The sequence below is a fragment of the Paracoccus haematequi genome (assembly GCF_900631945.1).
GTDB lineage: Bacteria > Pseudomonadota > Alphaproteobacteria > Rhodobacterales > Rhodobacteraceae > Paracoccus > Paracoccus haematequi_A.
Window position 1 is genome coordinate 1 of the sequence record NZ_UZWE01000077.1, and the last position, 10,583, is coordinate 10,583.

The 10,583-nt window shown below is 62.4% G+C and carries 11 protein-coding genes and 3 pseudogenes; 5 read left to right on the plus strand and 9 right to left on the minus strand.

Going from position 1 to position 10,583, the window contains the following annotated elements:
- Nucleotides 1–448 precede the first annotated feature (448 nt).
- Nucleotides 449–1,546, minus strand: coding sequence for a ParB/RepB/Spo0J family partition protein (locus tag PARHAE_RS19980; protein ID WP_126156262.1), 1,098 nt, complete (start codon nt 1,544–1,546; stop codon nt 449–451).
- Nucleotides 1,543–2,847 carry an AAA family ATPase gene (locus PARHAE_RS19985; protein WP_126156269.1) on the minus strand — a complete coding sequence of 435 codons (1,305 nt, stop codon included), beginning with the start codon at nt 2,845–2,847 and terminating at the stop codon, nt 1,543–1,545. Before PARHAE_RS19985 ends, PARHAE_RS19980 begins: the two co-directional genes overlap by 4 nt.
- 438 nt (nt 2,848–3,285) lie before the next feature.
- Here PARHAE_RS19985 and PARHAE_RS19990 point away from each other — a divergent pair, with 438 nt between their 5' ends.
- The 3 genes from PARHAE_RS19990 (at nt 3,286) to PARHAE_RS20000 (ending at nt 4,631) form a co-directional block, all read left to right on the plus strand.
- Complete coding sequence (locus PARHAE_RS19990; protein WP_126156263.1) at nt 3,286–3,981, plus strand: hypothetical protein; 696 nt, start codon at nt 3,286–3,288, stop codon at nt 3,979–3,981.
- A gap of 96 nt (nt 3,982–4,077) precedes the next feature.
- A complete protein-coding gene (locus PARHAE_RS19995; RefSeq protein ID WP_126156264.1) occupies nt 4,078–4,335 on the plus strand; it encodes a type II toxin-antitoxin system ParD family antitoxin in 258 nt (85 codons plus the stop codon).
- The gene (locus PARHAE_RS20000; protein WP_241232911.1) at nt 4,314–4,631 is read left to right on the plus strand and encodes a type II toxin-antitoxin system RelE/ParE family toxin; all 318 of its coding nucleotides are present in this window, start codon (nt 4,314–4,316) and stop codon (nt 4,629–4,631) included. Before PARHAE_RS19995 ends, PARHAE_RS20000 begins: the two co-directional genes overlap by 22 nt.
- 320 nt (nt 4,632–4,951) lie before the next feature.
- On the opposite strand, the pseudogene PARHAE_RS20005 reads toward PARHAE_RS20000, so the two are convergent.
- Nucleotides 4,952–5,219 (minus strand): annotated as a pseudogene (locus PARHAE_RS20005) (transposase); the annotation flags it as partial.
- A 385-nt stretch (nt 5,220–5,604) separates the two neighbouring features.
- On the opposite strand from PARHAE_RS20005, the pseudogene istA reads away from it, so the two are divergent.
- A pseudogene (istA, locus tag PARHAE_RS20010) lies at nt 5,605–6,240 on the plus strand (IS21 family transposase); the annotation flags it as partial.
- Nucleotides 6,219–6,371: pseudogene (locus tag PARHAE_RS20015) on the plus strand (ATP-binding protein); the annotation flags it as partial. The pseudogenes istA and PARHAE_RS20015, both read left to right, overlap by 22 nt.
- Before the next feature lie 237 nt (nt 6,372–6,608).
- On the opposite strand, the gene PARHAE_RS20020 reads toward PARHAE_RS20015, so the two are convergent.
- The 6 genes from PARHAE_RS20020 to PARHAE_RS20040 form a co-directional block, all read right to left on the minus strand.
- On the minus strand, nt 6,609–7,010 hold the full coding sequence (locus tag PARHAE_RS20020; protein ID WP_126156265.1) for a hypothetical protein: 402 nt from the start codon (nt 7,008–7,010) through the stop codon (nt 6,609–6,611).
- A 104-nt stretch (nt 7,011–7,114) separates the two neighbouring features.
- Nucleotides 7,115–7,882, minus strand: a complete 768-nt coding sequence (locus PARHAE_RS20025) for a hypothetical protein (RefSeq protein ID WP_164555330.1) — start codon at nt 7,880–7,882, stop codon at nt 7,115–7,117.
- A 168-nt stretch (nt 7,883–8,050) separates the two neighbouring features.
- The gene (locus tag PARHAE_RS21465; RefSeq protein ID WP_206437036.1) at nt 8,051–8,377 is read right to left on the minus strand and encodes a hypothetical protein; all 327 of its coding nucleotides are present in this window, start codon (nt 8,375–8,377) and stop codon (nt 8,051–8,053) included.
- 159 nt (nt 8,378–8,536) lie between these two features.
- Nucleotides 8,537–8,698, minus strand: coding sequence for a hypothetical protein (locus PARHAE_RS21265; RefSeq protein WP_164555331.1), 162 nt, complete (start codon nt 8,696–8,698; stop codon nt 8,537–8,539).
- A 278-nt stretch (nt 8,699–8,976) separates the two neighbouring features.
- Entirely contained in the window at nt 8,977–9,198 is a 222-nt protein-coding gene (locus PARHAE_RS20035; protein WP_126156267.1) for a hypothetical protein, read from the minus strand.
- A 27-nt stretch (nt 9,199–9,225) separates the two neighbouring features.
- Entirely contained in the window at nt 9,226–10,116 is an 891-nt protein-coding gene (locus PARHAE_RS20040) for a transglutaminase-like domain-containing protein (protein WP_126156268.1), read from the minus strand.
- Nucleotides 10,117–10,583 lie beyond the last annotated feature (467 nt).

Here is a 10,583-nt window from a genome sequence, read left to right on the forward strand (position 1 = left end):
GCCGGAGAAACGCACTATAACCGCATCTGAATCCGTTCATGCGGATCACTTCGTATTCCTTTCGCATGACAATAGACCATCGATAAGGACACCTTATCGAAGATCTTATATCCGGAGGGAACCCGCCGCGGGGAAAGGCCCAGAGGGCCACCGCGCATCTCCGATTGCCGCCGGATTCCTCGCGACAACATATAACCCCTTTGCACCCACGATCCCTTCCTTGGCCTTGGCCGCCTGATCGGCTATGCCCGCGTCTCGACCGCGACAGACGCTCGACCCGCAGCTGGCGGAGCGGCGCCAAGCTGCGGGATCATCCACAAGGAATACGCCTCGAGCGCCCTGCCCTGCGGCGCCTTCCGGCGCCGATCCGGCCCGCGATACCCTGATGGTGGTCCGCGCAACGCTTGCTCATTCGCTCGTCGCGACGCGTCAAAGTCCGGGCGGTCCCTCAGCCGATCTGGTCCAGAAGCGCGGCCACCGCGGCTTCGAGCTTCCTGCGGTCCACGGTCGAGAAATCGCGCGGGAGGCGGATTTCCAGGCGGCCGTTGGCGGCCGTGCATTTCGCGTTGCCCTGGGGACGCGGGATCTGGAAGGTGGTCTTGGCGCGGCCTTCGGGAAGAGGGGGCCGGGCCGCCTTGCCGACGGGCCCAGCATCCTGGGATGCTTCGGCCCCCTGCCCCGCGAACCGGCGCAGAACGTCCAGTTCGTCCTTGACCGAGCGGGTGTCCCAATCCTTGAGCTCGGCAGCGATGGCGGTGGCGAGGCCCGGCATCTCGGCCAGGCGCTGCGCCAGCGACAGGCCCAGGGCGCGCGGGATTTCCTGGGGATAGAGCAGCACCTCGCCCAGGGCCTGGACCAGGGGAATGAAGTTGCGGATATAGCTGCGCTTCTGGTAGCCGGCGGACTTGAACAGGATCGCGACCGCCCGATCGGCATCGTGTTCGGCTGTATGCGGATCCATGGCATAATGCAGGGCAAGCTGCGCCATCTCGGCGAACGAGATGTCCTTACGCACCATGTTTTCATCGACCATCCGGCGGTAAAGCTGTTCCAGCGCATCCCCGCGCGCGGCGATGCCCGCGGGGATCCGGCCCCAGCTTTCCGCATCGCCCGTGTCCTTCAGAAGCTGACGATAGGCCGACAGGCGGCGCCATCCCTGGATCAGTTCGTATCGCCCGTCCCTGCCCGGCTCGACCCGGATCGGGTTCGACAGACCGATATCGCGGATGGATTGCACCAGTTCGGCCAGTTCGAAATCCGCCGCAGGCGCGCGGTCGCGGATCAGCTTGTGGGTATCGATGGCGTCCAGCGGAATCAGATCCACGATCAGGCCGGCGCGCTTCAGGCGGACATGTTCCTGGGCCAGGGCGTCGTTTTCGGCGCGTATGTCCGCTTCGAGCCGTGCGCGATCACGGGTGGATTCGGCGGTTTCCGCGATGGCGGTGGCCATGGGGCCGCGGCGCCGGCCCTCGTCCTTCCCTGCGGGGAAGATCTCCGTCTCTTCGACAGGAACCTCGATATCGAACATGCGGCGCTTGCGGCTCATGCCTTGTCCTCCAGCTTGTCCCAGGCCGCCAAGACATGGGACCGGAATTCCTCGTATGCCTGATCGAAGGTGGCGCGCGCCCGTCGCCAGGTGCCGCGCGTCATTTCCCGATAGTCGATCTCATAGACCGAGCTGAGGAAGCGGCCCGACTGTTCGACGGCGCGGGTCAGTTCGATCGGATGCTGAGCCATGCGGTCACCGAAAACCTGGCGGAAGGCGCCCAGCATGGCCTGGTGCAGTTCGTTGGCGGGTTCGTAGCGGGTCATGAGAAAGCGGATGTCGGCAAAGGCCTTGGGCAGGGCGATCTTCCCCGTGGGGAAGTTCTCGAAGCCATGGGACAGATCCTCCAGCGCCTCGGACAACTGGCCGATGAAGCTGGTGGTGGAATCGTATTCCCAATAGCCGGGACCGGACGGGATATAGAGCATGTCGGCCGCAAAGACCGCGTTCATCGACTGATAGCCGATGGCGGGCGGGCAGTCGAACAGGATCAGGTCGTAAGCCTCGTCCGGCAGGCTGTCGAGAAAACGTGACACCGCGCCGAAGAAGGTCCATTCCGGGTTCAGGTGCCGGTACTGGGCGCTGGCGAATTCGACGAAGGCCGCGTTGGCGCAACTGGGCACGATGTCGATGGTCGGCCAGGCGGTCGGCTTGATGAAGTCGGCGGATCTGAGCGAGCCGAGGCCCATGTCGCGGATTGAGGAGGGCAGCTTTCGCTGGGGCAGGGCGGTTCCCGATTCCGCCCCGGCGGCGGCGGCGTTCATCCGGTCGGTTTCCCGTTCCAGGTCGCGGGCCATGATGCCCCAGACGGTATGATCCTCGCCCACGTCGGTCAGGCCCATCGAATGGGAAAGCGTGGCCTGGGGGTCGAAGTCGACCACCAGCACGCGGTATCCGTCAAGCGCCGCCGCATGGGCGAAATGCAGCGCCACCGTGGACTTGCCCGCGCCGCCTTTGAAATTGGCGATGGCGGCGCGGAAGGCGCGGCGGTCGGCCGGGCGGGGCGGCATCAGGGATTTCTTGTTGACCCGGATGCGCCGCCGCAATTCGTTGATCTCCTCCAGCGAGAACCACCGCTGCCGCCCGTCCTCTTCGACTTCCCCGAGGGGAAGGTTCGGATCGGCGGCCAGCTTGCCCCGGAAGGTGGACTGGTTCATGCGGAAGATCAGTTCCGCCACCTCCCAGCTGGAGAAGCGGCGCAGGGTCTTTTCATTGTCGGGGCTGAAGGTCTGCCGGCGGATCCAGCCCTGCATCTTCAGGGACTGGGCCTGCAGCTTGGCGAGGTCTTGATAGGTATACATCATGGGCCTTGTCGCGAGGAACGCTGATCGGAGCTCTCTCCGCTTTTACGCCGGATTTGCATCCTTGGCAAAACCCAAGTTCACTGGATCGGGGTTTAGCACGGATCCAGCCGCTGTTGCGCGAATCGGCGTTGCAGCGCGCGCAGGCGCCAGAGGAACAGCCCATCATATTAGGGGACATCTTCGCGGCCGCCGCAACGGATTGGGGGACATTCCCGCCGGAATGGGGGACGCCCTGGCTGTCCCCCTATACCATTGATACCGGTTTTCTTAAGCATGATGCGAACGCTGACCGGGCAACGGCGCGAATCTCTTGACAGAATCGGAAAACCGGACGCAAATGCGGTGGCGATGGTGAAAAGCGTTTTAAAGCATCCCTTGGAAGCGTCCGGGGCATCACCGCAGGGGCAGTTCTAAAACAGGGCGGGACACGGGGCGATGCAGCGGATCCGTGCCGTCGGCCGAGAGGCCGCGGCCAAGAAATACGACATCCTGTCGGCCATGATGGCCCATGCCCTGACGGGGGATCCGCACGACCAGCGGCTGGTGCTGCGCTTGATGGCGCTGATCACGACCCGTTACAACTGGCAGTCGGACGAGCTGACCATCGGGCAGCGCGAGATCGCCCGGCTGTGGTGCGTGGACGAACGCACCGTCAAGCGCGAGATGGCGCGGCTGCGCGTGCTGGGCTGGATCATCGTCAAGCGGCAGGGCGCGCGGGGCAGGGTATCGGTGCTGGGGCTGGACCTGGACCGGATCCTGCTGGACACGCGCCCGGCCTGGCCGAATATCGGTCCCGACTATGTGGCCCGCATGGGCAGCGAGACGGAACCGGCCGGGACCGGGGCGGCGCCCGCCGACACCACGGTGGTGCCCTTCCGCCGTCCCGAGATCGCCGCCGAGGCGGGCCTGTGGGGCGCGGCGCGCGCGCTTCTGGCGGCCGAGGATCGGGCGCTGTTCGATGCCTGGTTCGCGGGTCTTGCCGATGGCGGGGTAGAGCAGGGCTGCCTGACGCTGATCGCCCCCAGCCGCTTTCATGCCGCCTATCTGCGCACCCATCTGATCGAGCGGCTGCGGATCGCCGTCCGGCGCGCGGGCGGCCATGTCGCGCAGATCCGCATCGAGGCGGGGTAGGGGGCCTTCGCACAAGCGCCGCATGCAGGCATGGCGGGCGGACTTGATAACTGTTATGAACAGGGTTAAATTCTTGTAAAGAGAAAGGGGCGCCCGATGCTGAGTGCTGAACTTGGACCGAAGCTTGAAGGCTATGTGGCAAGGCTGGTTGAAAGCGGCCGCTACAACTCGAAAAGCGAGGTCGTCCGCGAGGGCATCCGCCTGATCCAGGAGCGCGAGACGCGCCTGGCCGTGCTGGATCAGGCCTTGGCCCGTGGCCTGGCCGATGCGGACGCGGGGCGGGTGCGGCCTGCCGCGGACGTGGCGGCCAGGCTGGAAGCCAGATACGAGGCATGGCCGCGCGGCACGGAATGATCGTCGAGATCACCGCCACGGCCGAGGCGGACCTCGAGGCGATCGGCGACTATATCGCGCGCGATAATCCCCTCCGTGCCGCGACCTTCATCAGAGAGCTTTACCAGTGCTGCATGGATCTGGCGGACATGCCGCTGGCATGGCCGATTGTTCCCCGCTATGAACATGACGGCATCCGGCGCCGGGTGCATGGGCGCTATCTGATCTTTTATCGGCTTGGCCCCGAGCGGATCACGGTTCTGCATGTCGTGCACGGCGCCATGGACATCGAGGCGATCCTGTTCCCGGAAGGCTGACGCCGCCGGCAAGCAATCCCAAGGCGCTGTTCGCCAGCTTGGTCTGGGGAAGCAGATCGCAACCCCGCTATCCACGGGGTTCCGGCCGAGGCGGACTTTCCGAACATCTGCGGGCAGAGAGCCGCAGCAGCGCGGTGTGCGAGCGAATTGTCGGGCGTCGGGCCAGGATGACGCAAAGGCTTCCGGCCAGTCGCCGAAGACAGGAAATCCGGTCACGGTGGCGGCTGTCAGCTGGAAATAGATCAGCGGCGCCGAAACCGGGGCCGGCATTGTCCGGCTTACCCATAACGAATTCACATACCCGCCTTTGACAAACTGGACAGCCGCTCAAGCAGCACGCGGTGAATCCTGGCCCAAACGCCAGCTTTCTGCCAGTCACGCAACCTGCGGCCCACAGGTCATGCCTGAGCAGCCAAACTCACGCGGCAGCATCTCCCAAGGAATGCCGGATCGCAGAACGAAAATGATGCCGACCAAGGCCAGCCGGTCATCGCATCGAGGGCGGCCGCCCTTCGGGTTGGGCTGCTGCTTCGGCAGGAGGGGCGCAATGGCCTCCAACAAGTGATCAGGTACAAGGGGCTGGCTCATGGCCCCTTAACCCATGAGCAGCGGTTTGTTAGATGCTCATGCCTCGTGACCTGCCACGGGATTTTTCCTCCAGATGCGATTAGAGTCCGGCCCAACTTGCGTGTTCCAGAGGATGATGTGCGGCCATTCCAGCTGATCGTGGGCAGCCGTTCCAGTTGATCATGGGCGGCAAATCCACGCGATCATGGGCACTCAATCCACGCGATTGTGGGCGGGTTTGGCCGACAGTCTGAAGCTACGGTTCCTCTCGTTCGAACGAGGGAACTGAGAACGGCGGTGAGAAACTAGTCCACGGAAGCGGCGGCATGGAGCTGCTGCGGGCGGCGTAAAAGTCGTCCACCTTTTCCCTTTCTGCGGCAGCAGGGAGGGCGCGAGGATTTTCAGCGTGGAACTATATCTCAGGGTTCGCCAGGCCTGCGCGGCGGGTATGAGCCAGCGTCAGGCGGCGAAGGCCTTCAACATCTCCCGTGATACGGTTGCGAAGATGATGACGTTCTCGGTGCCGCCTGGTTACCGACGGACGGCCGAAGTCAGGCGGCCGAAGCTTGATCTCTTCATCCCGATCATCGAGGGCTGGCTTGAGGCGGACCGTTCCATGCCACGCAAGCAGCGGCATACGGCGAAGCGGGTGTTCGACCGGCTGCGTGACGAATGCGGGTTCACCGGCGGCTACACGATCATCAAGGATTACATCCGGGAGCGGGAACGGCGGGGCCAGGAAGTGTTCGTGCCGCTGGCGCATCCACCGGGACATGCGCAGGCTGACTTCGGTGAGGCGATGGTCAGGATCGGCGGTGTCGAGCAAAAGGCGCATTTCTTCGTGCTGGACCTTCCGCATAGCGACGCGTGCTATGTGCGGGCTTATCCGGCAGCGGTCGCCGAGGCCTGGGTGGACGGCCACATCCACGCCTTTGCCTTCTTTGGGGCGGTCCCCCAGTCGATTGTCTATGACAACGACCGGTGCTTGGTGGCGAAGATCCTGCCCGATGGCACCCGCAACTCGAGAGCTTTGACTTCAGCGCCATTCCGAAGCTCAACAAGATACAGGTGCTGGAACTGGCCCGCTGCGAATGGATCGACCGCCGCGAGAACGTCATTGCCCTCGGACCAAGTGGCACGGGCAAGACGCACGTCGCCCTTGGCCTCGGGCTGCATGTCTGATCGTGTTCGAAGCAGGATCATATCTCCGACGTGTTCGACTGGGCCGGCGAGGGGCGGACTGCCTTCAAGTTTCAGAAAACCGTAGCTCATGCTCTTCTCCCGTTATTGGCCTCTCAGGAGGCAATAACAAACTGTCAGTCAAAGAATTGGTTCGACCCCGTCACGCATGATTATCATGACCGATGTTGGAAGGACCCAGCGACCCAGCAAGAGCACCACTGGAACTGCTCACGTCGCGGGATCGGCAGGTGGTTTTGAAGAACCGGAATAGAGGCTTCGGAGTTCGGCCTCCTCCACGCCGTCGGCCTTCATGACGAGCCGTATCATCGGATCGGCAAGCATCTCTTCCAGAAAGAAATCGGTCAGCGCCTTGCCGGTCAGCTTGTCCTTTGCCACTGCCCGTTCGAGTTCCGCAAGGGGGACGGTCAATGTCCGGCTGAGACCCGGATGGGAAGCACGCGACTGAAGATGGACAAGAACGATAGGCCGCCAGCTATCCCCGCCGACTTCGTCCAGCGGACCCGGGATCAGGGTTTCGACCTCGTATTCGCCGGCCGGAAGTATCTCATTGAAGCTTGGAAGTTCGAAGGGTCGTAAAAAGACGGCTGTTGTCTTGATCGATGCGGCCAATTCGTCTTCCTCCTGAAGAGCTGCGATGGCAGATGCTCTGGCGCACCTGCTATCAGTTCCTGCGCTTGTGCCTGCCGGATGGCCATGGCGGAGAACTATCTGCATCACTGTTCGCGCACGCACGCCTCGTCCCCACGCTGGAAGCCCGGATTACACCGCCAGCGATTGCCGGAGTCATCAAGATGTGCGTTTTCTGGCAAGTCGATCGCGATGCAGGCGCTGTTCTGTTCGTCCGGCTCGTATCCACGTTCGCAGCGCCATCCGGGCCCGTAGGCAATGGGATCGTGAAAGGCATGCTTCGGCGGGACAACAGGGTCGCACTGGTCACCAACCTGAACAAATCCCCGTTCACAGGCCCAGGCATCGCCGTAGTCAGCATTGGTCAGGGAACCATTCTTCGGCACCACGATTGGGATGCACCTGTCTCCGCTGGCGGTGAAGCCCCGGTCGCAGGCCCATCCGGGTCCCCAAGAGCTGTCGTTCAGATAAGAGTGCTCCGGCAGAACAACAGAGACGCAAGTGTCCCCTTCTCGTCGGTATCCGCGCAGGCATTCCCAGTCATAACCGGAAGACTTCAGAAAGGCGTTCGCAGGCACCGGGATCGGAATGCAGGACGCTCCATCAACCGCCTTATAGCCCCGGAGGCAGGTCCATCCCGCTCCATGGGACCGTTTGGTGGCATAAGCGTTCTCGGGGACCTCGATCTTTACACACTCTGCGTCCTCCATCCGGTAGCCAAGGTCGCAATCCCAGCCGCCTCCATAGCTGCGGGCATACGCGTTTTCCGGGGGGGAACCGGCATCGCTCTGCGCAAGCACCGGAAAAGCGAGAAACGCAAGAACGCCTGCCAGGGAGGCAATTGCGACAATCATCCACGCCAGGGACCTATGCTCGGGTTTGGGTGTCGGTATCATGAAACGCGTCCCTTTCTTGCCAAGAGCTTTCCCGCTGATCGGTTCTTCCACCCGGCAATGAGGAAGACGTCTGGCACGGGGACGGCGATGTCACTGTCTGGGCCCATGCCGCAGGTTCTGGATAGGTCAGCCCTCATTGCTCGGACCGGCCATTTCGGACGGAGGGGCCGAGCCGGCACGTTCTACCGGCGCATCCAGGAGGGCGTCACGTTTCAACGCCAGACTGAGATAAGCCGACGAAGTCGGTCTCATCTCCGTCGGCCCGGAGTTGTGCCCCTTCCCGTAGATCATCAGATAGGCCCCTGTTTCCCTGTATGCGGCGAAACTGAGACCTTCGAGAAGCTCTTCCTCCACCAAGACCTCATAGCGACCGGGCGGGAACTCCTTGTCGGAACCAGGCACGACAAAAGCATGCCTGAATTCAACAACCGAGGTGCTGGTCCGTGTGAACATGTGATTTTCCTGGCTAAGAGCGCTGTGGGTTTTCTCGGGAAATGCCACATTATCTTTCCCGCCGCGCAGGGGTCAGCGCTGTTTTCCATCCTCCGCCACCGAAAAAAGGGCGGAGTTTGACCCCGCCCGAACCGTTGACGCTCGTAACTGGATGCTGCCCTAATCAGGCAAATGGCTCTTTTTCTCTGATGCGCCTTCGTGATCCGGCTTTTGCCAGGTCTCGGCGTCCTCTCGATCTTGCAGGCGACCGGGATCACCGTATTCCAGCTGTGGATCGCGCGGCTGATTGTTCTGATTGTCGGCTGGGCGCAGGGTCCCCATCGGGGGTCCTCCATAAGTCACAAGCAGAGCAGTCCGCTGTGACCCTTCAAAGATGGGAACCATCCTTGGGGATTGCGAGAGCGTTGGCGGCACAATCGTGCAAGCCTCTGGTCACGCGCTAAAGAACCATGCGCATTCAAGAGGGGCAGCGTCGGGGTATCAAGCCGAGGTAATCTGGCCTCCGGCACGGTCTTGCCTTGATGGAACATGAAGAGCGACGGTCGGCCTGAGCCTGAATGGGAAGGTCCAACTGTCATCCCTGCTTTTGCACCAATCTGTCATCCATCCTCAGGTGCCTTCGCAGGACTCCCCACCCGGGCAACCTCCTCCATGATGGTCTTGAAGGGCTCGGTCACGTTGATCAGGGTGCCGTCGGTGAGCTTTATTTCTGTGCCTGCATCGTCTGCCACTTCTCTGATGGAAATGATGTGATGGATCGCGATGGCGGTCCTGCTGGCTGGCCGCCCCGGTTCGTTCAGATGAAATACCACGAAAACCATTTTTGGTCTCTCCTTACGCGGTCCGTGTCAGGACGATCCTGCCATGGCCAGCGTCAGGGCAGGGGCCTCCGGCAGGTGCTCCAGCTCCTTCAGAACATCGGCCTGCGTCATCGTTTCCGAAAGCTCGTCCGTCCACACACGGAACAGGTCCAGCTGATAGGTTCCAAAGGACGTGATCATGGCGCCGTCCGCCGCATCGCGTCCGCGGACCATCAGGATGCGCCCGATCCTGGGCGTGTTGTAGCGCGCATCGAAGGTATACCAGCGGTCTTCCAGATAAACCTCGAACCAGGCGCAAAAGTCGCCGGGACCTGACGGTGGAACGCCGATATCGCCGAGATAGCCGCTCGCATAGCGCGCCGGAATGTTCATGGCGCGGCAGAGTGCAATCGCCAGGTGCGCAAAGTCCCGGCATACCCCGGTCGCCTCAGACATGGCATGGACCGCGGTTTTCGTGGGCCGCCCGAATTTGTAGCCGAAGGTCAGATGATTGTGGACGAAGTTGCAGATTGCCTGGACACGCGCCCAGCCGGGCTTGGTGCCGGCAAAGAGATCCCAGGCCTGTTGCGACAGCATGTCTGCTTCGCAATAACGGCTGGCCGTCAGGAAGGGCAATGTCTCGGGGGGCAGGTGCGCGACCTCATGCTGTCGGGCGTTCCAGTCAAAGACGTCAGGCTCTCCCTCGATCTCGATGACGTCATCGGACCAGAGCCTTGTCTGTCCGCGGGGCGCCACCAACCGTGCCCGTCGGTTGCCGAAGGGGTCCAGAAACTCCTCGATCGGCACGGGGGGCTCCGTCATGATCTTGTTGGCGCCCAGGATGCGGCCTGCAACGGAAGGGTGGGGCGAGAGGGCCAGGATCAGGGGAACAGGTCCTGGCGTGCTTATGATGATCTCGAAACCAAAGCGGACAAGCATGAGGGCCTCCTTGTGAGGGCGGAATTAATCGGAAGGCCGCCTTTGCGGCGGAACGGCGCTGCCGTGCGGCGCCTAAAAGAAGGCCCGCTGCCCGCGCAGGACCATCTGCCCATCAAATGCTGTTCGGCATTTACCTCTTATCGTAACCGCTGGTCTTGAAGAGCCTTCAAGAAGGAGACGGCCAGGGAACCACAAGACGGTACAGATGCCGGGGCAAGCAACAAGCAAGAGGGGGTGAGGCAACATGCCATGCGACCGTTGAATGCGCAGAGGCATGCGCGAGTCCGGGCGGGTTTGCATTCGACGGAAGACGGCAAGGTTCCCCCGCTGGCAACCTTATCCATTCAAACGTCAGCTGCGCCCAATTGCCTAGGGTCTGTGGGGATTCATCGTGAGTTGATAACGGCGGCAGCGAGGTAGATCATTGCTTCAAAGCTCCGGTCGGTCTTGCAAGCACGCATGGCGAT